Origin of the sequence: Pseudomonas sp. Xaverov 259 (assembly GCF_019352915.1) — a bacterium.
Taxonomy (GTDB): domain Bacteria; phylum Pseudomonadota; class Gammaproteobacteria; order Pseudomonadales; family Pseudomonadaceae; genus Aquipseudomonas.
In genome coordinates this window covers 252,161-274,821 of sequence record NZ_JAAAFV010000033.1, presented here as the reverse complement: position 1 = coordinate 274,821, position 22,661 = coordinate 252,161, and the positions used below count along the sequence as shown (strand labels likewise).

Annotated in this window: 27 protein-coding genes; 5 read left to right on the top strand and 22 right to left on the bottom strand. The window is 62.4% G+C overall.

The annotated features are described in order from the left end of the window. Positions 1-140: 140 nt before the first annotated feature. A complete protein-coding gene (locus K0H48_RS15445; protein WP_138816051.1) occupies positions 141-755 on the bottom strand; it encodes a DUF5666 domain-containing protein in 615 nt (204 codons plus the stop codon). A 178-nt stretch (positions 756-933) separates the two neighbouring features. On the opposite strand from K0H48_RS15445, the gene K0H48_RS15440 reads away from it, so the two are divergent. After that, positions 934-2,130 (top strand): MFS transporter, encoded by a 1,197-nt coding sequence (locus tag K0H48_RS15440; RefSeq protein WP_219268128.1) that lies wholly within the window; start codon positions 934-936, stop codon positions 2,128-2,130. Here the strand turns inward: K0H48_RS15440 and K0H48_RS15435 are convergent. Both K0H48_RS15435 and K0H48_RS15430 read right to left on the bottom strand, forming a co-directional pair. Beyond that, positions 2,127-2,531, bottom strand: a complete 405-nt coding sequence (locus tag K0H48_RS15435; protein ID WP_056857126.1) for a type II toxin-antitoxin system HicB family antitoxin — start codon at positions 2,529-2,531, stop codon at positions 2,127-2,129. The genes K0H48_RS15440 and K0H48_RS15435 overlap by 4 nt on opposite strands. Positions 2,532-2,542: 11 nt before the next feature. After that, positions 2,543-2,731: a type II toxin-antitoxin system HicA family toxin gene (locus K0H48_RS15430; RefSeq protein WP_138816053.1), complete on the bottom strand. Its 189-nt coding sequence runs from the start codon at positions 2,729-2,731 to the stop codon at positions 2,543-2,545. Between the two features lie 193 nt (positions 2,732-2,924). On the opposite strand from K0H48_RS15430, the gene K0H48_RS15425 reads away from it, so the two are divergent. After that, a complete protein-coding gene (locus K0H48_RS15425) occupies positions 2,925-3,803 on the top strand; it encodes a LysR family transcriptional regulator (RefSeq protein WP_219268127.1) in 879 nt (292 codons plus the stop codon). On the opposite strand, the gene K0H48_RS15420 is transcribed toward K0H48_RS15425, so the two are convergent. Continuing rightward, positions 3,792-4,913 (bottom strand): cytochrome P450, encoded by a 1,122-nt coding sequence (locus K0H48_RS15420; RefSeq protein ID WP_219268126.1) that lies wholly within the window; start codon positions 4,911-4,913, stop codon positions 3,792-3,794. The genes K0H48_RS15425 and K0H48_RS15420 overlap by 12 nt on opposite strands. A 74-nt stretch (positions 4,914-4,987) precedes the next feature. Between K0H48_RS15420 and K0H48_RS15415 the strand changes: the two genes are divergently transcribed. Continuing rightward, a complete protein-coding gene (locus K0H48_RS15415; protein ID WP_219268124.1) occupies positions 4,988-5,683 on the top strand; it encodes a helix-turn-helix transcriptional regulator in 696 nt (231 codons plus the stop codon). Positions 5,684-5,857: 174 nt separating this feature from the next. Here K0H48_RS15415 and phnP read toward each other — a convergent pair whose 3' ends face one another. From phnP to phnC, 13 genes are all read right to left on the bottom strand, one after another. Beyond that, entirely contained in the window at positions 5,858-6,607 is a 750-nt protein-coding gene (gene phnP / locus K0H48_RS15410; RefSeq protein WP_219268122.1) for a phosphonate metabolism protein PhnP, read from the bottom strand. Further along, on the bottom strand, positions 6,598-7,170 hold the full coding sequence (phnN, locus tag K0H48_RS15405; protein WP_219268121.1) for a phosphonate metabolism protein/1,5-bisphosphokinase (PRPP-forming) PhnN: 573 nt from the start codon (positions 7,168-7,170) through the stop codon (positions 6,598-6,600). The genes phnP and phnN overlap by 10 nt, the downstream gene beginning before the upstream one ends. Next, positions 7,170-8,315: an alpha-D-ribose 1-methylphosphonate 5-triphosphate diphosphatase gene (locus K0H48_RS15400; protein ID WP_219268120.1), complete on the bottom strand. Its 1,146-nt coding sequence runs from the start codon at positions 8,313-8,315 to the stop codon at positions 7,170-7,172. Before K0H48_RS15400 ends, phnN begins: the two co-directional genes overlap by 1 nt. After that, a complete protein-coding gene (phnL, locus tag K0H48_RS15395; RefSeq protein WP_219268207.1) occupies positions 8,305-9,024 on the bottom strand; it encodes a phosphonate C-P lyase system protein PhnL in 720 nt (239 codons plus the stop codon). The genes K0H48_RS15400 and phnL overlap by 11 nt, the downstream gene beginning before the upstream one ends. Then, positions 9,024-9,833 (bottom strand): phosphonate C-P lyase system protein PhnK, encoded by an 810-nt coding sequence (gene phnK / locus K0H48_RS15390; RefSeq protein WP_219268206.1) that lies wholly within the window; start codon positions 9,831-9,833, stop codon positions 9,024-9,026. The genes phnL and phnK overlap by 1 nt, the downstream gene beginning before the upstream one ends. After that, complete coding sequence (locus K0H48_RS15385) at positions 9,794-10,660, bottom strand: alpha-D-ribose 1-methylphosphonate 5-phosphate C-P-lyase PhnJ (RefSeq protein WP_110623386.1); 867 nt, start codon at positions 10,658-10,660, stop codon at positions 9,794-9,796. Before K0H48_RS15385 ends, phnK begins: the two co-directional genes overlap by 40 nt. Further along, complete coding sequence (locus K0H48_RS15380) at positions 10,653-11,729, bottom strand: carbon-phosphorus lyase complex subunit PhnI (RefSeq protein ID WP_219268119.1); 1,077 nt, start codon at positions 11,727-11,729, stop codon at positions 10,653-10,655. Before K0H48_RS15380 ends, K0H48_RS15385 begins: the two co-directional genes overlap by 8 nt. Further along, the gene (gene phnH, locus K0H48_RS15375; RefSeq protein WP_219268118.1) at positions 11,729-12,319 is read right to left on the bottom strand and encodes a phosphonate C-P lyase system protein PhnH; all 591 of its coding nucleotides are present in this window, start codon (positions 12,317-12,319) and stop codon (positions 11,729-11,731) included. The genes K0H48_RS15380 and phnH overlap by 1 nt, the downstream gene beginning before the upstream one ends. After that, a complete protein-coding gene (gene phnG, locus K0H48_RS15370) occupies positions 12,319-12,756 on the bottom strand; it encodes a phosphonate C-P lyase system protein PhnG (RefSeq protein WP_219268117.1) in 438 nt (145 codons plus the stop codon). The genes phnH and phnG overlap by 1 nt, the downstream gene beginning before the upstream one ends. A gap of 3 nt (positions 12,757-12,759) precedes the next feature. Next, the gene (gene phnF, locus K0H48_RS15365) at positions 12,760-13,464 is read right to left on the bottom strand and encodes a phosphonate metabolism transcriptional regulator PhnF (RefSeq protein ID WP_219268116.1); all 705 of its coding nucleotides are present in this window, start codon (positions 13,462-13,464) and stop codon (positions 12,760-12,762) included. 36 nt (positions 13,465-13,500) lie between these two features. Continuing rightward, on the bottom strand, positions 13,501-14,283 hold the full coding sequence (gene phnE, locus K0H48_RS15360; protein ID WP_017136208.1) for a phosphonate ABC transporter, permease protein PhnE: 783 nt from the start codon (positions 14,281-14,283) through the stop codon (positions 13,501-13,503). 126 nt (positions 14,284-14,409) lie between these two features. Continuing rightward, positions 14,410-15,411, bottom strand: a complete 1,002-nt coding sequence (phnD, locus tag K0H48_RS15355) for a phosphonate ABC transporter substrate-binding protein (RefSeq protein ID WP_219268115.1) — start codon at positions 15,409-15,411, stop codon at positions 14,410-14,412. Positions 15,412-15,443: 32 nt separating this feature from the next. Continuing rightward, complete coding sequence (gene phnC / locus K0H48_RS15350; protein WP_219268114.1) at positions 15,444-16,277, bottom strand: phosphonate ABC transporter ATP-binding protein; 834 nt, start codon at positions 16,275-16,277, stop codon at positions 15,444-15,446. Between the two features lie 506 nt (positions 16,278-16,783). On the opposite strand from phnC, the gene K0H48_RS15345 reads away from it, so the two are divergent. Together K0H48_RS15345 and K0H48_RS15340 are read left to right on the top strand one after the other, a co-directional pair. Further along, a complete protein-coding gene (locus tag K0H48_RS15345; protein ID WP_219268113.1) occupies positions 16,784-17,200 on the top strand; it encodes an NUDIX domain-containing protein in 417 nt (138 codons plus the stop codon). Between the two features lie 308 nt (positions 17,201-17,508). Continuing rightward, on the top strand, positions 17,509-17,784 hold the full coding sequence (locus K0H48_RS15340) for a DUF6124 family protein (protein WP_219268112.1): 276 nt from the start codon (positions 17,509-17,511) through the stop codon (positions 17,782-17,784). Between the two features lie 297 nt (positions 17,785-18,081). On the opposite strand, the gene K0H48_RS15335 is transcribed toward K0H48_RS15340, so the two are convergent. Genes K0H48_RS15335 through K0H48_RS15315 form a run of 5 tightly spaced genes read right to left on the bottom strand, consistent with a single transcriptional unit; the run spans position 18,082 to position 22,658 of the window. Next, positions 18,082-18,474: a hypothetical protein gene (locus tag K0H48_RS15335; protein ID WP_200432735.1), complete on the bottom strand. Its 393-nt coding sequence runs from the start codon at positions 18,472-18,474 to the stop codon at positions 18,082-18,084. Between the two features lie 15 nt (positions 18,475-18,489). Further along, on the bottom strand, positions 18,490-19,674 hold the full coding sequence (gene ccmI, locus K0H48_RS15330) for a c-type cytochrome biogenesis protein CcmI (RefSeq protein WP_219268111.1): 1,185 nt from the start codon (positions 19,672-19,674) through the stop codon (positions 18,490-18,492). After that, positions 19,667-20,140, bottom strand: a complete 474-nt coding sequence (locus tag K0H48_RS15325; RefSeq protein ID WP_017136200.1) for a cytochrome c-type biogenesis protein — start codon at positions 20,138-20,140, stop codon at positions 19,667-19,669. Before K0H48_RS15325 ends, ccmI begins: the two co-directional genes overlap by 8 nt. Then, positions 20,137-20,673 (bottom strand): DsbE family thiol:disulfide interchange protein, encoded by a 537-nt coding sequence (locus K0H48_RS15320; protein WP_219268110.1) that lies wholly within the window; start codon positions 20,671-20,673, stop codon positions 20,137-20,139. The genes K0H48_RS15325 and K0H48_RS15320 overlap by 4 nt, the downstream gene beginning before the upstream one ends. Next, positions 20,670-22,658: a heme lyase CcmF/NrfE family subunit gene (locus K0H48_RS15315; protein ID WP_056857148.1), complete on the bottom strand. Its 1,989-nt coding sequence runs from the start codon at positions 22,656-22,658 to the stop codon at positions 20,670-20,672. Before K0H48_RS15315 ends, K0H48_RS15320 begins: the two co-directional genes overlap by 4 nt. Between the last annotated feature and the right edge of the window lie 3 nt (positions 22,659-22,661).

The following is a 22,661-nucleotide window of genomic DNA, read 5'->3' as shown; positions in this document are numbered from 1 at the left end:
TGTGGGAGCCAGCTTGTGTGGGAGCTGGCTTGCCTGCGATAGCATCACCCCCGTATGCCTGATACACCGAGGTGTCTGCATCGCAGGCAAGCCAGCTCCCACACAAGCCCGCTCCCACATTTTGGATCTATGTTTTGCAGTTACATCGGCGGTGTCACGCCATCCTTGCCGGCTGAGATCGCCTGGGCCGTGATGGTCCCATCCGCGCCCTGCGCCGCAAACAACACCACCTTCACGCCCGCCTTGAGCAAACTGCGATCGCCTGGCTCCAGGTTCACGATCGGCACATCCTCCGGCACCACAATCTTCTGCTCGCCGCCTTTGTACTTCACGGTCAGGGTGCGCCCGTTGCTGACCACCAGGTCGCCCACCGTGCCGTTGGTCATGCTGCTGCCTTCTTTCAAATCAAACGCGCGGTGCCCGTCGCCCGTGCCGGCCATGGCCGGTGGGAACACGTGCACTTCCAGCGCAGTCAGGGTGCCATCGGCGTTCGGCATGGCGGCCGAGCCAATGTAGCTGCCGGGTTTGATCTCATCGATCTTGGCCAGGGTAACGGCGCGTACCTGGGTGGCCGGCGTCAGATGCACCACAACCTCTTCACCACTGTTGACCTTGACGTGCATCGCGTCGCCGTCCATCGCAGTAATGGCGCCGCGTACACCAACCCGTGGGGCCTCGGCGGCATTCGCCAGCCCAATGGCCATGGCCGCAGCCAGGGTGGAGGCCAGGAGCATCTTGTTCAGCGTGATTTTCATCGCAATGGATTTCCTGTTTCGACAGTTATGTCTGAATGTATCATTGGCGTTCGACGCAAAAGTTAACGATTCAGTCATTAATTTGCGGCATGAGTGATATCAATGCGCACGCCCTACACCGACGCAGGCGTTGTCTTTACTCTCGCACGCCACCTTCCTTCGCTTGAATGAGAACATCATGACCGCTACCTCACACGCTTCAAGCACCATGACCCGAGGCATGGTGATGCTGTTTGCGTTCTGTTGCGGCGCCATTGTTGCCAACATCTACTACGCCCAGCCGATCATCGAGTTGATCGCGCCGGACATCGGCCTGACCCCGGCACTGGCCAGCCTGATCGTCTCACTCACGCAAATCGGCTACGCCCTGGGACTGTTCTTTCTGGTGCCGCTGGGCGACCTGCTGGAAAACCGCAAGCTGATGATCATCACCAACCTGGTAGCCATCGCCAGCCTACTGGGTGCAGCGTTTGCTGAGCAGCCGAATGTGTTCCTGCTTGTGTCGTTGCTGATCGGCTTCAGTTCCGTCTCGGTGCAGATTCTTATCCCGCTGGCCGCGCACCTGGCGCCCGCCGAGTCCCGGGGCCGTGTGGTCGGCAGCATCATGGGCGGCCTGTTGCTGGGCATCCTGCTGGCGCGGCCGGTGTCCAGCCTGGTGGCTGACCACTTTGGCTGGCGGGCGATGTTCATGGCGGCGGCTGCGGTGATGGTGTTTATCAGTGCGGTGCTGATGCTGACCATCCCCAAGCGCCAGCCCGACCACAGCGCCAGCTATGGCCAACTGCTGGGCTCGTTGGGCACCTTGCTGCGCAAGCAACCGGTGCTGCGTCAGCGCGCGTTCTACCAAGGTTGCATGTTCGCCACCTTCAGCCTGTTCTGGACCGCCGCCCCGCTGGAGCTGGCGCGTAACCATGGCCTGAGCCAAAGCGAAATTGCCCTGTTTGCCCTGGTCGGCGCCCTGGGCGCCATCGCCGCACCTATCGCCGGGCGCCTGGCCGATGCCGGGCATACGCACCGCGCCTCACTGCTGGCCATGGTATTTGCCGCGTTGAGCTTCCTGCCGGCTTTTGTACACCCGTTGTACAGCGTGATCGCCCTGGCGTTGACCGGCGTGGTCCTGGATTTCTGCGTGCAGATGAACATGGTCCTCGGCCAACGCGCCATCTACGCCCTCGACGCCAACAGCCGCAGCCGCCTGAACGCGCTGTACATGACCAGCATTTTCATCGGCGGTGCCTTCGGCTCGGCGATTGCCAGCAGCGTGTATGAACACGGCGGCTGGCTGGGTGTGATGCTGGTGGGCAGTGCATTCCCGCTGGTGGCGTTGGTGCGGTTCCTGAGCGCTTCGCGCCAGGCTGAGGTGGCTACCGCTTAAGAACGCACCAACTTCTCCAACGCCGCATCCGCCAGAAATGACGAGCGGCTTTTGACCTTGTGCTCGCGCACATAGCGGTCGATGCGCTGGATGACATAACCGGGCAAGGTCACATTGACCTTCTCGGTCTTGCCCAGATAGGGCGAGATATCCAGCTCCAACATGCCCCAGCCCATGCCTGCGTAGTCTTCGTGGGCATGGTGGTTGGCCACTGACGTCGGCATTGGAATTGCGCCGCCTTCAGCTGCGATCTCTTGCAGCATGATGTGGGCGATTTCTACCGCAGCGTTATACGCCTCTTCAAAACTGTCCCCGGCGGTGACCGCGCCTGGAATATCGGGGATCTGGATACCGGTGGCAGTGAAGTCATCGCCCCATTCGATACACATTGGGTATTGCATGCATGCTCTCCTTAAAACTGAAACAGCCCGGCGCGCTTTCTGATGCTGCGGACGGTGCCCTGAGGCAGGTCCTTTTTGGGATGAGGCACCGGGATCGTGTACGGGTTATAGCGGTGGGTAAAAATATGATGACTGCCCGTGACCCGATCCAGCACCCAACCCGCCTCTTGCAGCTCCTTGATCAATAACCTGCTTTGCACCCCAGCCTCCTTGGCTCGGCCTGAATAAAAGTAACCCTAGAGTTATCTTTACTCAAGCACAGATTTTGTTGGTCGGACTGGCGGCTGTATTACTGAATATTGGACAGGCCCGATTTTTCAACCCCGATTACACTCAACGCCCAGAACCCTCAGCCATGCTCGAGGCCCTCACCCGCTAACCCAAGGACCTTCGATGGACCGCCTCAGCGCAATGGAAACCTTCGTCCACGTGGTCGAAACCGGCTCGTTCTCCGCGGCAGCCAAACGCTTGGGCATTGGCCAGCCCGCCGTGTCAAAAAGCATCGCGCAATTGGAGGCGCGCCTGGCGGTGCGGTTGCTGTTGCGCTCTACACGCGGCCTGACCCCGACCGAAGCGGGCCTTGCCTATTTCGAACGGGCCAAGCGCGCCATCGATGAAACCAACGAGGCCGACGACGCTGCACGCGGCGCCGGGGCCGGGCTGTCGGGCAACCTGCGCGTCAGCGCCGCAACCACCTTTGCGCGGTTGCACGTCATCCCTTACCTGGGGCCATTTCTGGAGCGGTATCCCGCCGTCAATATTGAAGTGGTGCTCAATGACCACTCGCTTAACCTGGTGGAAGAAGGCATCGACGTGGCGCTGCGCATGGGCAACCTGGTCGACTCAGGCCTTACCGCGCGCAAGATTGCCCAATCCCACCGGCAAATTCTCGCCACCCCAACCTACTTCGAACGCTTCGGCGAACCCGCCACCCCGGCGGATGTGCTGCAACATCAAGCGATCATCTACAGCCTGGGCGGCGGCGCACGCTGGACCTTCAGCAAGGGTGACAGCCACTACCCGATCGTCGCCAGTGGCCGCATACGCGTAACCTCGGCGGAAGGGGTTCGCGCCGCCGTACTCAACCACCTGGGCCTGACCATGGCGTCGACCTGGATGTTTGCCCCGGAGTTGGCCAGCGGCGAAGTAAAAGCCGTGCTGAACGACTGGCGGCTGCCGCCCCTCGATTTGTGGGCGGTGTTCCCCACAGGCCGCATGGCGAGTGCCAAGGCGCGGGCGTTTGTGGAGTATGTAGAAGGGTTACTGACTTAGTGCAGTTTCATCAAACCTGGGAATACGGCCGTTAAGCGATGGCCAGTAGCTGAACCGGCCAGCGCCCGCCAGCAAAGCCGGCTGACGACGCAGCAAGGCCAACACAGCTTGCGCGGCGATCGTCAGCGCCAGCTGTTGGCCTGGGCACTGATGGCGCCCGCTACCAAAGCTGAACAGACGCCGTTGCGTGCGCGCCAGCACAAAACTGTCGGGATCGGTGTTGGCCTCAGTGTCGCGATTGGCCGACGCCAGCAGGACTAAAATACTCTCTCCCGCCGCCAACACCTGGTTGCCAATGGTGCAGCGCGCCGCCACGAATCGCCGTGTGTTTTGCACCGGTGAATCGTAACGGGCCACCTCCTCCACCAGCGCCTTGGCGAGGGCTGGCGTGCGCACAATCTGCGCAACCAGCTCAGGTTGCCGCGCGAGCATCACCAGTGAGTTGCCGATCAACCCGGCGCTGGCTTCACAGGTCTGCGACAACAGCCCGATCAGATTGGCCGTCAATACCTGCGCGTCCTCCCAGTTGCCGCCACGGATATGGGCCAGCAGCGCGGTTTCCTCCAAGACATCACGGAACATCTGCTGCAACTGCGACGCGCCGGCCTGCGCATTGCACAGTTGCGCTTCACTGCTCAGCGGTGAAAGGCCGGCGACCAACGCCCGCGTCAGCCCGGCGACACATGCCAGTTGTGGCGCCGGGCATCCCAGCAGCGACGCAACCACCGACATGGGCAAGGTAAACATCAGCGCATCCAGGCTCTGCACGCTGTCGATCAACCGAGCGACCCGCTGGGCGACGGCCGACGCCTCCACCACCGCCAACGCCGGCTCAATCGCCGCCCGTGGGCATCGATGCGCCGGGCCTTCGTTCATGCGCATCCACCGCGCAAAAAGCTGTCCTGCCGCGCCCTGTGCAATCGCCTTGGGCACCGGCTCGTGTAACGGGCGTACGCGACACTCCGGGAGTGCCAGCACCGCCTCCACGGTCTTGGCGCGGCTGGCGATCCACAGGCCCAGCTCGGCATCGAACAGCAGTTCTTCATGGCGCCGCAGACTGGCGTAATACGGGTAGGGATCAACATGGGTAGCAGCTTGCAGCGGTGTCATCCGGGACGTCCTGTGCTTGAAGAAGCATTACTATCGGCGCTCCCACGCGGCAATGATTCGTTCAGGAACGAAATATGAACGCCTTTGATGATGACGCAGCACTCTCACAAATCGCCGGTGCGATAGCAGAGCCTGCGCGCACAAAAATGCTCTGCGCGCTGATGGATGGCCATGCGCGCACCAGCACCGAGATGGCCGTGATCGCCGGCGTCAGCACCTCGACGGCCAGCGCCCACTTGGCCAGGCTCAAGGACGATGGCCTGCTCACGCTGCACACCCAGGGCCGACACCGTTACTACAGCCTCGCCGGCGCGCACGTGGCCCAGGCCATCGAAGGGTTGATGGTGATCAGCCGCAACAGCGCACAGGCATTTGTCCCCAGCACGCCCAACCGCCTGCAACTCGCACGCACCTGCTACGACCACATGGCCGGCACGCTGGCGGTGCACCTGCACGACCATTTCATCGCCTCTGGTTGGCTGGTTGGCGACGGCACCTATGCGCTGACGGCGCCCGGCGAAACCGCGATGATCGCGTTGGGGCTGGATATGCCGGCGTTACGCGCGCAACGTCGGCGTTTCGCCTGTGCCTGCCTGGACTGGAGCATGCGCCGTCCGCATTTGGCTGGGGCATTGGGTGCAGGCTTTTTACAGTGCGTGATTCGTCGTGGGTGGGTGACTCAGGATCTGGACAGCCGGGCGCTGGGGGTCACGGCCAAGGGGCGCAAGGCGTTTGCAGCCCGCTTTGGAATACACACTGCCGAACAATAAAGACCAAAGGTGGGAGCGGGCTTGCTCGCGAATGCGGTGTGTCAGTGACAGATGAATTGACTGACCCACCGCATTCGCGAGCAAGCCCGCACAGTTGACCGCATGCAGTTTTGAATATGAGGTCGGCTGCGGATTTGCATGCACCGAAGGAGCTCCCACAGGGTTATGCGGTGTTCAAATAATCCGGCCATCCCAGGCCACTGTCACATGCCGTGGCAATTCGCGTCGGTGTTCCAGCAGCCACGCATCCAAGGTGTGCCCCACATGGGTCAGCACGCCCAACTGCGCGCCGGTTGCTTCGATGCTCTGCAACGCCAGCGTCAGGTCATTGTGGTTACGCGGCGCTTGCGGCTGCGGTGGCATGGAGCAGTCGAGTACCAACACGTCCAACGGCTCCCGTTGCAACCAGGCCAAGGTAGCCGGTGGTAGGCCGACGGTGTCGGTGAGGTAGGCGATGCGCCGCCCCTCGCCCTCCAGCAGATAACCCAAGGTCAGCTTTGAATGCTGCAACGGCAAGGCGGTGACGCTCAGTTCGCCGAACGTGCGGGTTTCAAACTCGGCAAACGGCTGGCTGAAATCAAGAATGCCCGGATGTTTGTAGAGGTCGGACAAACCCTCCGGGTCGGCGGGGCCGTGTACCGGAATGATCAAGCCCTGGCCCCAACGCAGGTGCAACAAACCCTGAGCGTGATCGGCATGATAGTGCGTCTGCAAAATCCCATTAAAACTGCGCGGCGGGAAGCGTTCGCAGAGGTCGGGCAAGCCGCTGTCGATCAACCAGCGCTGGTCACCGCACTCGATCAACGCGCTGCACGGGCGGCGGCGCAGGCTGGCATCACTGCGTGCCAGACCGCACGCCGCGCACTCGCAGCCATACACCGGAACCTGCCGCGCGTCACCGGTGCCCAGTAAGGTCAGGCGCATGCCGTGTGCCCGTGATCGAGGCAGCAGAGCAAACGCTCGACGGTGTTTTCCAGCGGGCCGGAATTGTCGAGCACAAACAACCCAGGGCCATTACCCGCGATCAAATCGGCGGTGAACCGCGCATTGCGCGCCAGGCGTTCCTCGATATCGGCCTGGGACTCGCGCCCACGCGCCATCAGGCGCTGGCGCAATACGGCCTGATCCACCGTCAGCAGCAATACCAGCAAGCCCGGATAACACTCACGGGTTTGCGCCAGGTGCGCACGCGAACCATTGACCAGCACGTCGTCCCCCGCCGCCAGCCATTCGTCGATGGCCTTGGGAATGCCATACCACAAGCCATTGGCCTGCCAACTGAGGGCAAAGGCGCCCTCGGCCAGCATCGCGGCGAACTGCTCCGGGCTCACCCCTTGCGCGGCCTCGCCCACCGCTTCCGGCGAGCGGGTGATCACGCGGCGCACAATACGGCAGCCGCGCTCGGCCAAGCGTGGGCGTGCGGCATCCAGCAGGCTGTCCTTGCCCGAACCGGATGGCCCGATGAGATAGATCAACCTGCCTGCCATCAAAACACCCTCTTCGCTTGTCGCCAGACTTGTTGCACTACAGGAAGCCCTTCACAACGGCGGGCCTGCACCAGGTCCGCCCGCAGGCCAATGGCGATTTCACCGCGATCATCGAGGCCCGCCGCTTGTGCAGGCGCCAGGCTGATCATCTTGACCGCCCGTGACAGCTCGCCGCCATCTTGTTGGTCGGCCAGCACAAACGCCGCCTGCAACAGGCTGGCCGGGTAGTAGTCACTGGAAAGTATATCCAGCAATCCTTCAGCGGCCAGGCCGGCGGCGGCCACATTACCCGAGTGCGACCCGCCGCGCACCACGTTCGGCGCGCCCATCAACACTTTCATGTTCAGCGCCTGGCAGCCCTTGGCCGCCTCCAGCGTGGTGGGGAATTCGGCGATGGTCATGCCATAGCCCGCCGACTCCTCCACGTGCGCCAGCGTCGCGTCGTCATGGCTGGCCACCGACAGGCCGCGTTCCAGGCAATGCGCGACGATGGCCGCGCGATAGCGGTCGCTGTATTGCTTGGAATTGGCCATTTGCAACACGATAAACGCGTCCATGGTTTCGTCGTTGAGGTGGTACTTGCCCATGTAGTACTCACGGTACTTGGATTCAAGCACGAACTGGCGCTGGCCCGGCGAATGGTCCATCACCGACACCAGGCGTACCAGGGGGTTTTCCACCAGGTCGCGGAACACGCTGAGGGTGTCCGGGTGGCACAGCTCGCAGCGCAGGTGCAGGTGGTGTTCGGCGCGGGTCAAGCCGGCGTCTTCAGCCTGGGCGATCGCATCGAGCATCGCCGGCAGCTTTTTCATGCGGTTGCCCTTGGGGTTCACATCGCCGATGGACACCGCGTCGAACACCGTGGTGATGCCCGCCGCGATGATTTGCGCATCGTGGCTGAGCACCGCCGAGATCGACGGCCAGTCCACGCCGGGGCGCGGGGTCATGTGTTTTTCCAGGTTGTCGGTGTGCAGCTCCACCAGGCCCGGCAGCAGGCAATCACCGCCCAGGTCCTGGGCCTGGGGCAACTGGCTGCGGCCTTCGGCGAGGTCGACAATCTTGCCGTCGCGCAGCACTACCGTGCCCAGAAACATACGCTCCGCCGTGACGACCTGGGCATGGGTGAGGATCTGTTCAGCGGGCATGGGCGTATTCCTCTTGAGCGACGGGCGATGGGGTCATGTCGAGATGGCGGTCGGCGACCGCTTCACGGGCGGCGCGGTCATGGAAGATGCCGATCAGCGCAGCGCCGGCGGCCTTGGCTTCGTTCATCAGTTCCAGCACCACTTGGCGGTTGCTGTCGTCCAGGGACGCGGTGGGCTCGTCCAGCAACATCACCGGCCAGGCGACCATGAAGCCACGGGCGATATTGACGCGCTGTTGTTCGCCACCGGAGAAGGTGCCGGGCGCCAATTGCCACAAGCGCTGCGGGATGTTCAGGCGTGTAAGCAGGTGTTCGGCGCGAGCCTGTGCATCGGCCTTCGACCAACCACGCGCCAAGGCCGGCTCCATCACCACGTCCAGGCAGGCCACGCGGGGAATGACGCGCAGAAACTGGCTGACATAACCGAGGGTCTGCTGGCGCACCTGGAGAATGTCACGCGGCTCGGCGCCGACCAGCTCCAGCCACTCACCGGCATGCTGCACACGGATGCTGCCACCCGCTGGCAGGTAGTTGCCGTACAGGGTGCGCAACAAGGTGCTTTTACCCGCGCCGGACTGGCCATGCAGCACCAGGCATTCACCGCCCTGCACACTGAACTCCACACCGCGCAACACGTTGAGCACCACGCCGTGTTGCTGATGCAGGGTGAAGGTTTTCGAGAGGTCACGGACCTCGATCAAGGCATTCATCATGGCTGCAATACCGAAGACACCAGCAGTTGAGAGTAAGGGTGCTGTGGATCGTCGAGGATCTGGTCAGTGAGCCCGGTTTCCACCACATGGGAGCGGCGCATCACCATCAGGCGGTCGGCGAGCAAGCGCGCAACGGCCAGGTCGTGAGTGACGATCACTACCGCCAGATCCAGCTCACGCACCAAGCCGCGCAACAAGTCGAGCAGGCGCGCTTGCACCGACACGTCCAGGCCGCCGGTGGGTTCGTCCATGAATACCAGGCGCGGGCTGGAGACGAGGTTGCGGGCGATTTGCAGGCGCTGCTGCATGCCGCCCGAGAAGGTGCGCGGCAAATCGTCGATGCGCTGCGGGTCGATTTCCACCTGGCCGAGCCAATCCAGACCGGCGCCGCGCAGTTGCGAGTAGTTGCGCACGCCTTGGGCCATCAGGCGTTCGCCGATGTTGGCGCCGGCTGACACGCCCATGCGCAGGCCGTCCCGTGGGTTCTGCTCGACAAAACCCCATTCGGTGCGCAGCAAGGTGCGGCGCTCGGCTTCACTGACGCTGTACAAATCCAGCCATTCGCCGTCCTTGCTGCGGTAGCCGATGCTGCCCGCTTGCGGCGGCAAACGCCCGCTCAGCAGCGAGAGCAAGGTGGATTTACCTGAGCCGGATTCGCCGACAATTCCCAGCACTTCACCCGGGTAAAGATCAAAGCTGACGCCCTGGCAGCCCTTCTCTGGGCCGTAAAGCAACGACAGGTCACGTACTTGAAGCAAAGGCTGGCTCACTGGTTGTTCTCCTTGACCCGTTGGGCGCAATACCAGGTGTCGGAACAGACAAAACTCTGGGTTCCCGCGTCGTCGAGAATCAGCTCATCGAGGAAGGAGTCGTGGCTGCCGCAAATGGCGCAGTTGTGTGCCCACTTCTGCACTTCGAACGGGTGGTCTTCAAAATCCAGGCTGGTGACCTGGGTGTACGGCGGCACCGCGTACAGGCGCTTTTCGCGACCGGCGCCGAACAGCATCAGCGCCGGGCTCATGTCGAGTTTGGGGTTGTCGAATTTGGGGATCGGCGACGGGTCCATCACGTAGCGCTCATCGACCATCACCGGGTAGGCGTAGCTGGTGGCGATATGGCCGAAGGTGGCGATGTCTTCGTAGAGTTTGACGTGCATCACCCCGTAATCATTCAGGGCGTGCATGGTGCGCGTCTCGGTTTCCGAGGGTTCGATAAAGCGCAGCGGTTCGGGGATCGGCACCTGGTAAACCATGATCTGACCGGCCTGCAGCGCAGTTTCCGGGATGCGGTGGCGGGTCTGAATCACGCTGGCGTCTGGCGTGGCTTCGGTGGTGGCAACCCCCGCCGTGCGGGCGAAAAAGCGCCGAATCGACACGGCGTTGGTGGTGTCGTCGGCGCCCTGGTCGATCACCTTGAGCACGTCATCATCACCGAGGATCGCGGCGGTCAATTGCATGCCGCCGGTGCCCCAGCCGTAAGGCAAAGGCATTTCGCGGCCGCCAAACGGCACTTGGTAACCGGGGATCGCCACGGCCTTGAGCAAGGCGCGGCGGATCATGCGTTTGGTCTGTTCGTCGAGGTAGGCGAAGTTGTACGCCGGGTCGCGCACAGCCGGTTGGGTCAGGTCATTCATGGCGGGTGCCCTCGGCCGGTTGGCGCAGTTTGCGGATCAGTTCCAGCTCGGACTGGAAGTCCACGTAGTGAGGCAATTTGAGGTGCGAGACGAAACCCGCCGCCTCGACGTTGTCGCAGTGGGCCAGCACAAACTCTTCGCGTTGGGCCGGTGAAACGACTTCTTCGTTGTATTCCCCGGCACGCAGCGAGCGGTCGACCAGCGCCATGCCCATGGCCTTGCGCTCGGCATGCCCGAACGCCAGGCCGTAGCCACGGGTGAACTGCGCCAGCTCGGTGGCCGAACCGACAAACTGGTTGACCATCTCGCACTCGGTGACTTCGATGCTGCCCAGGCAGATGGGAAAGCCCAGCTCTTCGGGGTCGATCCACACCTCGACGTCGCCGATGCGAATCTCACCGGCAAACGGGTGGTTGCGGCCATAGCCGCGTTGGGTCGAGTAACCCAGCGCCAGCAGAAAACCTTCGTCGCCACGGGCCAGGGCTTGCAGGCGCTCGGCACGGCTGGCCGGGTATTCCAGCGGGTCGCGAGTGATGTCGGCGACGCTGGCGTTGTCGTCGGCTTCGTGCTTGATCAGGCCTTCTTTGGCGAGCAAACCGAGCACCCGTGGGCAGGCGTCAATCTGCGCATCCGCGGTGGTCTGCGGGCCTGGGTATTCACCTTCGGCCAGCAGCGAAAAATCCAGCAGGCGGTGGGTGTAGTCGAAGGTCGGGCCGAGCAATTGGCCGCCGGGCACGTCCTTGAACGTGGCCGAAAGGCGCCGGCTCAAGGACATCTGCGCGGTATCAATCGGCAGGCTCGGGCTGAAGCGCGGCAGCGTGGTCCGGTAGGCGCGCAGCAGGAAGATCGCCTCGACCAAATCCCCTGCCGACTGCTTGATCGCCAGCGCCGCAAGCTCTTCGTCAAACAACGAGCCTTCGGTCATCACCCGCGCCACCGCCAGCGGCAATTGCTCGCGGATTTGCCTCACGCTCAACTCAGGAATGGCCGTATCGCCCCGGCGTTTTTTCGCCAGCAGGCGGTGGGCATTGTCGATGGCCTGTTCGCCACCTTTGACGGCTACGTACATCAGGCGTGCTCCTGTGCAATACGGCTGCTGCGCGGCAGGCCGATCAGGTGGTGGCCGGCGGTGAACAACAGGTCCAGGCCACGCGGGAAGGCTTCGCGGCGTTGGCGCTCTGGCCAGAAGGCTTGCGGCACCGGCAGGTTTACCAGGCGCTGGGTTTTGATCCCTGGGCCACGCCAGTGCAGGCCGCGGCCGGACTCCAGGTCGGTGAGCTGAACCAGCAAGGTGCAGGACTGATCCGGGTAACGGTCGTTGCCGTGGTCGAAGCCGCCGAGGTCGAGCAGGTCTTGCTCGCCGAGCAGCGCGAACACCGCGTCTTCGCGTTTATCGGTGAGCGGGCAACCGCAGTGGAAGGCCAGGTTGGCGCGGATCAGCGCCGTGTCGAAGCTCGGCGCCAGCCACAGCGGCGTGTCCATATCCAGCAGCGCCAGGCACAGCGCGTAAGTAGCAGGCGCCAGGCCGTCGAGGCGCGGGGCCGAGGGCAGATGCTGGATCAAACCGGGTTCGGCCAGCGCCTTGAGGGCAGCACGAAAACCGCGTTGGGCATCCAGTACCGGCTCGACAAACGCCGGTTGCAACAGGTGAGCGTTCATCAATTTTCTCCTCGCACCAGGGTGAAGAACTCGACCTTGGTGGCAGCGGTGTCGGCTTCTTTTTCGGCACGGCGTTTGGCTTGGGCAGTGGCCAGGGAGGTGATCAAGTCGCTGAGCCACAGGCTCGGTTGCATGCCTTGCAGATGCGCATCGGCCAGGGCGGCCAACTCGGCATGCAGCTTGTCGCGCCCGGCCAGGTAGCTGTAGCCGGTGCGGCCATCAGCCAGGCGTACCACGCAACGGGTCACGCTCATTTCGCCGACGTTGAAGGCCGCGCCGTCACCGCCCATGCGCCCGCGCACCAGGGTCATGCCGATTTCCGGGGCGCGGATAAGTTGGTATTCGGCGTCTTTCAACGCGGCTGCGTGGGGTTGCAGTTCATTGAGCTGGGCGCGGGCTAATACGCCGATCCAATGTTGTCGCGGGGACACACTCATCATTCAAGTCACCACTTGGTACTGAAAGCGATCCGAACGGCTGGTGGACTGCGCCAGCTCCACCGGGCGGCCGTCGCGATCGCAGGAAAGGGTAAACACCGTGAGGGCCGGCAAGTGCCGAGGCATCATCAGCAGCGCGGCTTCATCACGGTTGGGCAAACGCGCACCGATCAGGCTTTGGGTGCGGGTCAGCGGCAGCGCTCGTTCACGCAGGTATTGGCGCAGGGAGCCGCCGGTGTAATCAGCCAGCAACGGCGCACGGCTGGCGCAGTAGCGATGGCGGATCAGGCTGACGGGCTGGTGGTCGAGCTTGCGCAGGGTTTGCAGCTCGATCATCGGCGCCATCTCGGCGATGCCCAAATGCTCGGCTTCGTCACGGCTGGCGTAGCAGTAGCGGCGCTTGAGCAACACCGCCTGCACACCGACGCCCTGGGCCGACAGCGATTGGCTGTAGGAGGTCTCGGCGCCCATCGAGTAAATCAGTGGGCGGTCGAGCACCTGGGTGCCCTTGCCCTGACGGCGCAACAGGCTGCCTTCAAACACCAGCTCGTCGATGGCGCGGCGCAAGGTGTGGCGGTTGACGCCGAAGCGCTCGGCCATGTGCACCTCGCCGGGCAGGAAGTCACCGGCCTGGTAGCTGCTCAATTCACGGCGCAGGATATCCGCGAGTTCGCGATACACCGGCTCATCTTGTCTAGACAACTGCATGCTAAAAAAAAGCGCCGCGTGGGCACCCCTCCGGCGTCAGATGAACTGCTTGCGCAGGCGTTGGGACAGCACATCGATACAGCTCACCACCACGATGATCACCAGCAGCACCGCGCAGGTTTGTACGAACTGGAAAGCGCGAATGTTTTCCCAGAGGATCACGCCGATACCGCCGGCGCCGACCATGCCCACCACGGTGGCTGAGCGCACATTGGCTTCGAAGCGGTACAGCGCGTAGCTCACCCACAGCGGCATCACTTGCGGGATCACGCCGTAGATCACTTCCTGCAGGGCACTTGCGCCGGTGGCGCGCACGCCTTCTACCGGGCCTGGGTCGATGGCTTCGACGGCTTCGGCAAACAGCTTGGCGAGCACGCCGGTGGTGCTGATCCACAAGGCCAAAACACCGGCGAAAGGACCGAGGCCGACGGCGACCACGAACAGCATGGCGAACACCATTTCATTGATGGAGCGGAAGGCGTCCATCACTCGGCGCAGCGGTTGGTGGACCCACCACGGGGTGATGTTGTCGGCGCACAAGATGCCCAGCGGCACCGAGCAGACGATGGCCAGCACCGTGCCCCACAGGGCGATTTGTACGGTGACGATCATCTCCTTGAGGTAGGAGCGCCATTCGTGGAAGTCGGGCGGGAAGAAGTCGGCGGCGAAGGTCGCCATGTTTCCGGAATCGCGGTACAGCGCCAGCGGGTTCATCTCGGCGCCGTGCCAGGCCCAGGCCAGCAGGACCAGGAACAGGCCCCAGCCGAGGTATTGCGGCCAGGTTCTTTTACCCACTGCTTCGGCATGTAAAGTCGTCATGGTTGTCCTCGATCAAAATGTGGGAGCTGGCTTGTCGGATCGCCGCACCGCTGCGATAGCGGTGTATCAGGCAACACATTGGTAACTGCCAGACCGCTATCGCAGGCAAGCCAGCTCCCACAGGGGTTAGCCGTTTGCCGCGGTCTTCTTGTCCAGCTCGGAGATGCGCTGTTGCAGCTTGGCCAGGTCGGCGTCGATATCGGCGAGCTTCTTGGCTTTGTCGGCCGCCTCAAGCTTGTCGTCTGCATTGATGGTGGTGCGCTGCTTGAACAGTTCAAGCTGGCGGATCGGCAACAGCTGGTCGTCGTTGGAGGCGAGGAACTTGCCCAGTTGCATGTTCTTCAGCACCGCCTTCTCTTCGTCGGTGTCGCCGTAGTGGGCGAAGAAATCACGGATCTTGGTTTTCTCGCTGTCCGTCAGCGCCTTGCTCCACACCATCGGGTCGGCCGGGATCAGCGGCGATTTCCAGATCACCTTGAGCATTGCGGCTTTGTCCGGCTGGGTGACTTCCAGGCGGTCCCAGCTTTCGGTGTTGAAGGTGGCCACGTCCAACTGCCCCTTAGCCACGCTGAGTGCGTTGACTTCATGGCTGGAGTTAAGCGTGCGTTTGAACGCGGTGGCGGCATCCACATGGTTCTTGGCGAACACGTAGTAGCCCGGTACCAGGTAACCCGAGGTGGAGTTCGGGTCACCGTTGCCGAAGGTCAGGTTCTTGGCGTTCTTGAGCATGTCGTCGACGTTGTTGATCGGGCTGTCCTTGCGCACGATCAGCACGCTCCAGTAACCGGCGGCGCCGTTGGCGGCGGCGGTCTGGGCGAAGATTTCGCCGTTGGAACGGTCCACCGCTTCCATCGCCGCCTTGTTACCCAGCCAGGCCACGTCGACTTTGTTAAAGCGCATGCCCTGGATCAACCCGGCGTAGTCGGAGGCGAAGGTGGCGTTGATGATCAGGCCGGTCTTCTTCTGCATGTCATCCAGAAACGGCTGCCACACACTCTTGAGGTTCTGCGAAGACTCGGTGGACATGATGCCGAAGTTGATGGCTTTGTCGGCGGCCTGGGCAGTGCCCATGGCGGCGCCGGCCAGCAACACCGCAGACAGAAACACTTGGCCGATACGGTTCAACATGGACGGGATTCCTGTGGGTCGTGAGTTGGGTTTCAAGCGCGCGCCATGGCCAGCCGAGGCGTGGCGACGGCTGTGCGGGTCTGGTCGGAAAACATCAGGCTGGTGTCGACGTCGGCACCGTACAAATCGTTGAGGAACTGGCTGCTCATGGCGCTGCCCTGCCCGTCGAAATGAATGCGCCCACCTTTAAGGGCCACGGCACGCGGGCAATAACGCATGGCGTAATCGACTTGATGCAGGGTCACCACCACGGTCTTGCCGTCGCGGCGGTTGATGTCAGCGAGGATCTCCATGACCTTGCGCGCCGACTCCGGGTCCAGCGAGGCAATCGGCTCATCGGCGAGGATGACTTCGGCGCGCTGGGTCAATGCACGGGCAATCGCCACACGCTGCTGCTGGCCGCCGGACAAGGTCGAGGCACGCTGCCCGGCCAGGTCGGCCAAGCCCACGCGGGCGAGGGATTCGAGGGCAAACGCCTTTTCCTCGGCATTGAACAAACCCAGGTTGCCGCGCCAGCGCGGCATGCGGCCCAGGCAACCGAGCAGTACGTTGTCGAGCACGCTCAGGCGGTTGACCAGGTTGAACTGCTGGAAGATGTAGCCGATGTCTGCGCGCAACCGCCGCACCTTGCCATTCAAGCGCCCACTGGCCTGCACCTCCCGGCCCAAGACCTTGACGCTGCCGCCGTTGCTCTTGTCGCAACAGGCCAGGCCGGCCAAATGGCGCAACAGCGTGGACTTGCCGGAACCGGAAGCGCCAATCAGCGCGACCATCTCACCGGATGCAATGGTGAGTTCGAGGTCGACCAATGCGGATTTCTTCGCAAAGGTCTTGTTCAAGTGATCGACATGGATAGCGTGAGTCATGGGCTTCTCTGTCTGGTTTGAACAGCCACACAAGGGCTGCGGTTGAGTTCAAACGACAGTAGGCGCGGGAGGTGTCAGTGCTATTACTTGCACATGACTGGCGGGCGGCGGTTTGATGAAGGTTTTGTGAAAGGTTGGATGCGACCCTGAGAGGTCTTGTTGTGGCGAGCAGGCTTGCCCTGCGTTGGGCTGCGCAGCAGCCCCAATAAGACTACCGCGCTTATTCAGGCAGAACGCGTCCTCAGGTTTCAGGGCCGCTTCGCAGCCCAACGCAGGGCAAGCCTGCTCGCCACAGGGGATGGGCTTGCCTTAAGGTATTCAGTGCTCCTGCGATGACCGATCGTTCCCACGCTCTGCGTGGGAATGCCGCCTGGGACGCTCTGCGTCCCGAACCCTGCGCAGGGGTGACGCAGAGCGTCACGGGATGCATTACCACGCGGAGCGTGGGAACGATCTATTGCTTCACGCCCATATAAATTGTCCCAAAACATGGAAGACAAACCTCAATGATCATCGCCAAGGCTTGCCCCATCGTCCTGCGAACAAGACAGACTTTGGAAATCCTGGCCTTCGAACACCCCCTTGCCGGTTTCCAACTGGTCAAGGGCAGCGTAAAGCCAGGCGAAACCACAGAGGCCGCCGCCATCCGAGAACTGCGCGAAGAGTCCGGAATAAACGGCCGCGTAATACGGAGCTTGGGCACCTGGTATTCAGAGAACACCGGCCATACCTGGGCTTTTCACCAATGCCAGGCTTCGGTAGAGCTTGCGGATACCTGGACCCATTTTGCTGAAGATGATGGAGGTCATGAATTTCGATTTTTCTGGCACCCATTGAGCAGTGAACTTACCCATGAATGGCACCCAATCTTTAAGGGCGCGCTGACTACATTGATAAAAAGGCTTGGTGATAACGAAAGCTGAACAAGGCTTTCCCTACGCTTAATCATTTAACCGCTCTGCATTATATGGACCGAGTCATACGCAGGAGGGCCAAGCCCTGCCGGGTTTCCCATTCCCCGGTCGACCAACCTGCGTATGGCTCACCCTCTTTAGCTGCCCTCTTGTTAGGACATGCCCTACAAAGTTTTCGGGTTGCGTCCGAGCAAAGCCCACCGCTAACCTTCTCGAGTCGTTGCAAAATCAACGACCGGGTGTGGAAGCCCGAATGATCCAGGCGCATTAGCGCCCACAGAAGTGAGCGCTTTTTTCATAACTCACGGAGTATCCGTATGAAAAAAGTAACGCCTAATCCAATATCGTCTACCCCGGATGAAACCTCACAAGCCACAAAGAACCTCATCTTCTCCGTCCGCCCCGGCCTCAGCACCGAAGTTGCCTTGAGTAATGCCAGCGAAATGCTGGAATCGGCGACGGTGTGTGCCTACGACTGTGCCGAGCATTTGGATGGATCAAGCCGCAAGCAGGTGCTGGCGGTGGTGCAGATGGTTGAGATTGCGCAGCTGCTGGTGGATCAAGCGCTGAATCGGGAGTGCCCCGTGGCCTGATGGCTGAGGCGATGCTCGTTCCCACGCTCTGCGTGGGAAAGCCGCCTGGGACGCTCTGCGTCCCCAAGTGGGCCTGACGCAGAGCGCCACCGGATGCATTCCTTTGCTGCGCGTGGGAACGATCAAATTCGAACGATCAAAGGGGATCCACTGTGGGAGCTGGCTTGCCTGCGATAGCGGTGGGTCAGTTGGCAGATGGGTAGCGGATACACCGCTATCGCAGGCAAGCCAGCTCCCACAGGGGATTGCGTTTCAAGTTGAGTAATAAAAAAGGCGACCTTTCAAAGGTCGCCTTTTTTATTGCGCGTATTGCTTGCTCAACCCCGGCGGCACGCCGTGTATGTCGGTGTCTTCCCACGGCCCGTTCGGGCTGATGGAGCGGCTCCAGCCGTTGCTCCAGCGGTAGTAGGTGCGCTGGCGGTAGAAGGTGTCGGGCTGTTCGTCCAGCACGTACACCTGCATCTTGCCGTCCCAGTGGCTGGCGGCGCCCGGCGGTGGGGCGAAGGTCGGTGATTTGCTTGGCACCGGCTTCGGCGGCGGCGTTACCGGGCCGGAAGGCTGGGTGCTTGGCTGGGTCGCCGGGCCAGACGGCGGGATAGTCGGGCCGGTGGGCGCGGGAGGCCGATGGACCGCACAAGCGCTCAAGCCGAGTACCAGGCTGAGCAGGGTGATGCGTGCAAATGCGGTCATAGGCGTTTCCTCGAATTATTTGTCCGGAGTGTCAATGGTCAGCTGCTGCAGCGCAGTGGTGCTGCTGGCCAAGGGTTGGCTGCGGCCGATCCACTCGCCAGTGGTCGGTTGACCGGCCCGGGATATGCGCGCAACCAGTTGGACTTCGGGGAAGTTCGACAGTTTCAACTGCGGCATCATTGCGTCCGCATCGCCCAGTTCGACGGTGACCGGCAGTTCAGCCACGGTGACGCGCTTGGCCGCCAACGGCGCCGGTGGGCCGTTTACCGCACGAGCGAAGATAAACACGCTGTCGGTGGGCAGGGCTTTGGCCTTCACCTCAGGTGCCAGGTCCACGCGGACTTTCATCACGGTTTTTGCCGCCACCGTGCCACCGCTTTCCTTGAGCTTCTCGGCCGCGCGGTCGATACCGCCTTGCAGCGCGACCCGGGAGTTGTCTTCCGCTGGCAACTGCGCCAACAGGCGGTTCCAGTAATCGATGGCTTCCTGATAACGCTGGCCTTCAAAGGCGGCGATACCCAGCAGGCCAAGGCTGGTGACTTCTTTGGGGTCGAGCTTCAAGGCTTCATCGGTCAGCGCCTGCACCTTGGGCGACCATTGTTTGTTGTCGGCAAAGTACTGCGCCTGCGCCCATTGGCCGAGCAGTTCGGGCTGGCGCCCGGCGAGTGCGACAGTGCGTTCGAAGATCTTGGCGGCATCGGCCGAACGGTCCTGAGCCATGTAGGCGCGGCCGAGGAAGTACAAGCCTTCCGCCGAGTCCGGCTGGGCGGCGGCGGCGCGCTCCAGGCGGCGGGTCATGTCTTGCATCGACACCGGCGGCTGGGAAAATTCGCGGGTCAGTTCGACCTTGTCGCTCGCCCCGTAATGCAGGTACAGCGCAACGCCCAGGACCGGCACGAGAAACGCGGCCAAAAACGGCAGTGGTTTGCCCAGGCGCGATTCACGCGGCTTTTCTACGCCTTCAGTGTCGGCCAACAATTCACGCGCAGCCTCGGCACGGCCGGTGTCGAGTTGCGCGGCATTCAGCACACCTTCGTCCTGCTGCACTTGCAGCTCAGCCACGCGTTCCTGGTAGAGCGCCACGTTCAGTGCGGTGCGATCCTCTTCACGCTGGGCACGGCGGCCGCGCAGTACAGGGATCAACAGGAAACTCAGGGCAATCAGGAGCAGCAACCCTGCTGCGAGCCAAAAATCAATCATCAGTCTTGGTGTCCAGCAATTGGTCGAGGCGTTTGCGTTCATCCGGGGAGAGCGCATCGGAACCATCAGTAGGCGCGGCGCGGCGGCGGCGCACGATCACGGCCATCACCACCACACCGGCCAGCAACAGCCCGGCGGGGCCGAACCAGAGCAGCGCGGTCTTACCGGTGAGGGCCGGTTTGTAGCGCACGAAATCACCGTAGCGGTCGACCATGAAGTCGATGATCTGCTGGTTGTCCTTGCCCTCCCCCAGCATGCGGAAGATCTCTTTGCGCAGGTCAGCGGCGATCGGGGCGTTGGAGTCGGCGATGTCCTGGTTCTGGCATTTGGGGCAGCGCAGTTCCTTGGTCAGTTCGCGGAAACGCTCGCGGTCACCGTCCTTGGCGAATTCGTAGGTGTCGATGGCCGCATGGGCGACGCCAACCAGTCCAAGCGCCAAAACAGCAGCGGCTAACAGACGCTTCATGGTTTGGCCTCATCGACCAGCGCCTGGTACTTGGCGGCCAGTTGCTCGCGCCAGACCACTTCGTCGATCACGCCGACGTACTTGTCGCGGATCACACCCTTGGCATCGATAAAGAAGGTTTCCGGCGCGCCGTACACGCCGAGGTTGAGGCCCAGGTTGCCGTCCTCATCGCGGATATCCAACTGGTAAGGGTTATGGAACTCGGCCAGCCACTTCAAGGCCGCCGCATTGTCGTCCTTGTAGTTGATGCCGTAGATCACCACGCCCTGCTCGGCCAACTTGTTGAGCACCGGGTGCTCGACGCGGCAGGAGATGCACCAGGTGCCCCACACGTTGACCAGCGCCGGTTTGCCCAGCAGGTCGGCCTGGGTCAGGGTTTTATCGCCCTGTACCGTCGGCAGGCTGAACGCCGGGAAGGGTTTGCCGATCATCGCCGAAGGCAACTCGGCCGGGTCCAGGTACAAGCCACGATACAAAAACACTGCCATCACCAGAAAGGCCGCCAGTGGCAACACCATCAACCAACGCTTCATGCCGCCGCTCCTTGCAGGCCGAGGGCTTCACGCACCCGGCTTTTGACCTTGACCCGATAACGCCGATCCAGCGCGGCGAGTAACCCGCCGAAACCGGTGAGCAAACCGCCGAACCAGATCCAGCGCACGAACGGTTTTACATGCACGCGCACCGCCCAGGCGCCGTCGCCCAACGGCTCACCCAGCGCCACATACAGGTCGCGGGTGAAACCGGCGTCGATACCCGCTTCGGTCATCATCGAACTTTGTACGGTGTACAGGCGTTTTTCCGGGTGCAACACGGCCACTTCCTTGCCGTTGCGCACCACACGCACCGTGCCTTTGTCGGACGTGAAGTTCGGGCCTTCGAAGTGCTTGGCGCCTTCGAAGATAAAGTGGTAACCGGCCAGGTCCATGGACTCACCCGGCGCCAGGCGCAGGTCGCGCTCGGCGCTGTTCTGGCTGGACAGCACCACGCCAAGGGCACACACGGCGATGCCGATGTGGGCGACCTGCATGCCCCAGTAGCTGCGGGTCAATGTTGGCAGACCTTTGATCAGGCCTTTGTGGCGGGTCTTGTCGAAGATATCGCGCACACCGGCCAGCAATACCCAGGCGGCGAGCAGGAAGGTAGCGAGCACCGCCCAGTTGAAATCGCCATAGGCAAACCCGGCGATCACCGCCAAGGCCACGCTGCCCAGCAGCACCGGCATCAGCATGCCGGCCAGCCATTTCACCGGCGTGTCTTTCCAACGCACCAGCACACCCACGGCCATGACCACCATCAACAGGCCCATCAACGGGATAAACAACGCGTTGAAGTACGGCGGGCCGACGGACAGCTTGGCGCCGCTCAGAGCGTCCAGCACCAAGGGGTACAGGGTGCCGAGCAGGATCATCGACGCGGCCACCACCAATACCAGGTTATTGCCCAGCAACAGGGTTTCACGCGACCACAGGTTGAAGCCGACCTGGCTCTTCACCACCGGCGCGCGCAGCGCAAACAGGGTCAGCGAGCCGCCGACTACAAACAGCAGGAAGATCAGGATGAATACGCCGCGCTCCGGGTCGGACGCAAACGCATGCACCGAGGTCAGCACGCCCGAACGCACCAGGAAAGTACCCAGCAGGCTGAGGGAAAATGCGGCGATGGCCAGCAACACCGTCCAGCTTTTGAACACGCCGCGTTTTTCGGTGACCGCCAGCGAGTGAATCAAAGCGGTGCCGACCAGCCAAGGCATGAACGAAGCGTTTTCCACCGGGTCCCAGAACCACCAGCCGCCCCAGCCGAGTTCATAGTAGGCCCACCACGAACCGAGGGTGATACCGATACCGAGGAACGCCCAGGCGACGATGGTCCACGGCCGCGACCAGCGCGCCCAGGCCGCATCGAGGCGCCCGCCGAGCAAGGCGGCGATGGCAAACGCAAAGGCCACGGAGAAACCGACGTAGCCCATGTAGAGCATCGGCGGGTGCACGATCAGGCCAATGTCCTGCAGCAACGGGTTGAGGTCATGCCCGTTCGCCGGGATCTGCGGCAAGATGCGCGTGAACGGGTTGGAGGTCATGATCAAAAACAGCAGGAAGCCGATGCTGATCATGCCCATCACCGCCAACACGCGGGCCAGCATGACTTGCGGCAGTTGGCGCGAGAACACCGACACGGCAAAGGTCCAGCCCCCGAGGATCAACGCCCACAGCAGCAACGAACCTTCGTGGGCGCCCCACACGGCGCTGAACTTGTAGTACCAAGGCAGCGCGCTGTTGGAGTTATTGGCGACGTAGGCGACGGAAAAGTCGTCGGTCATAAAGGCATAGGTCAGGCAGCCAAAGGCGAACACCAAAAAGGCAAACTGGCCCCAGGCGGCCGGCTGCGCCAGGCTCATCCACAGGCGGTCACCGCGCCAGGCACCGAGTAATGGCACCACGGCCTGGACGATGGCGAAGCACAGGGCGAGGATCATCGCCAACTGGCCCAGCTCCGGAATAAACAGTGCGGACGTCATGGC

Excerpts from the sequence above, each read along its gene's own strand:
- K0H48_RS15315 (WP_056857148.1), bottom strand. The coding sequence starts at position 22,658 with ATGACGTCCGCACTGTTTATTCCGGAGCTGGGCCAGTTGGCGATGATC.
- phnP (WP_219268122.1), bottom strand. The coding sequence starts at position 6,607 with ATGCGCCTGACCTTACTGGGCACCGGTGACGCGCGGCAGGTTCCGGTG.
- phnF (WP_219268116.1), bottom strand. The coding sequence starts at position 13,464 with ATGCAGTTGTCTAGACAAGATGAGCCGGTGTATCGCGAACTCGCGGAT.
- K0H48_RS15445 (WP_138816051.1), bottom strand. The coding sequence starts at position 755 with ATGAAAATCACGCTGAACAAGATGCTCCTGGCCTCCACCCTGGCTGCG.
- ccmI (WP_219268111.1), bottom strand. The coding sequence starts at position 19,674 with ATGATTGATTTTTGGCTCGCAGCAGGGTTGCTGCTCCTGATTGCCCTG.
- K0H48_RS15335 (WP_200432735.1), bottom strand. The coding sequence starts at position 18,474 with ATGACCGCATTTGCACGCATCACCCTGCTCAGCCTGGTACTCGGCTTG.
- K0H48_RS15415 (WP_219268124.1), top strand. The coding sequence starts at position 4,988 with ATGAACGCCTTTGATGATGACGCAGCACTCTCACAAATCGCCGGTGCG.
- K0H48_RS15400 (WP_219268120.1), bottom strand. The coding sequence starts at position 8,315 with ATGCCCGCTGAACAGATCCTCACCCATGCCCAGGTCGTCACGGCGGAG.
- K0H48_RS15435 (WP_056857126.1), bottom strand. The coding sequence starts at position 2,531 with ATGCAATACCCAATGTGTATCGAATGGGGCGATGACTTCACTGCCACC.
- K0H48_RS15325 (WP_017136200.1), bottom strand. The coding sequence starts at position 20,140 with ATGAAGCGTCTGTTAGCCGCTGCTGTTTTGGCGCTTGGACTGGTTGGC.
- K0H48_RS15340 (WP_219268112.1), top strand. The coding sequence starts at position 17,509 with ATGAAAAAAGTAACGCCTAATCCAATATCGTCTACCCCGGATGAAACC.
- phnD (WP_219268115.1), bottom strand. The coding sequence starts at position 15,411 with ATGTTGAACCGTATCGGCCAAGTGTTTCTGTCTGCGGTGTTGCTGGCC.
- K0H48_RS15320 (WP_219268110.1), bottom strand. The coding sequence starts at position 20,673 with ATGAAGCGTTGGTTGATGGTGTTGCCACTGGCGGCCTTTCTGGTGATG.
- phnH (WP_219268118.1), bottom strand. The coding sequence starts at position 12,319 with ATGAACGCTCACCTGTTGCAACCGGCGTTTGTCGAGCCGGTACTGGAT.
- K0H48_RS15345 (WP_219268113.1), top strand. The coding sequence starts at position 16,784 with ATGATCATCGCCAAGGCTTGCCCCATCGTCCTGCGAACAAGACAGACT.
- K0H48_RS15440 (WP_219268128.1), top strand. The coding sequence starts at position 934 with ATGACCGCTACCTCACACGCTTCAAGCACCATGACCCGAGGCATGGTG.
- K0H48_RS15385 (WP_110623386.1), bottom strand. The coding sequence starts at position 10,660 with ATGAATGACCTGACCCAACCGGCTGTGCGCGACCCGGCGTACAACTTC.
- phnL (WP_219268207.1), bottom strand. The coding sequence starts at position 9,024 with ATGAATGCCTTGATCGAGGTCCGTGACCTCTCGAAAACCTTCACCCTG.
- phnG (WP_219268117.1), bottom strand. The coding sequence starts at position 12,756 with ATGAGTGTGTCCCCGCGACAACATTGGATCGGCGTATTAGCCCGCGCC.
- K0H48_RS15420 (WP_219268126.1), bottom strand. The coding sequence starts at position 4,913 with ATGACACCGCTGCAAGCTGCTACCCATGTTGATCCCTACCCGTATTAC.
- K0H48_RS15380 (WP_219268119.1), bottom strand. The coding sequence starts at position 11,729 with ATGTACGTAGCCGTCAAAGGTGGCGAACAGGCCATCGACAATGCCCAC.
- K0H48_RS15425 (WP_219268127.1), top strand. The coding sequence starts at position 2,925 with ATGGACCGCCTCAGCGCAATGGAAACCTTCGTCCACGTGGTCGAAACC.
- phnC (WP_219268114.1), bottom strand. The coding sequence starts at position 16,277 with ATGACTCACGCTATCCATGTCGATCACTTGAACAAGACCTTTGCGAAG.
- phnN (WP_219268121.1), bottom strand. The coding sequence starts at position 7,170 with ATGGCAGGCAGGTTGATCTATCTCATCGGGCCATCCGGTTCGGGCAAG.
- phnE (WP_017136208.1), bottom strand. The coding sequence starts at position 14,283 with ATGACGACTTTACATGCCGAAGCAGTGGGTAAAAGAACCTGGCCGCAA.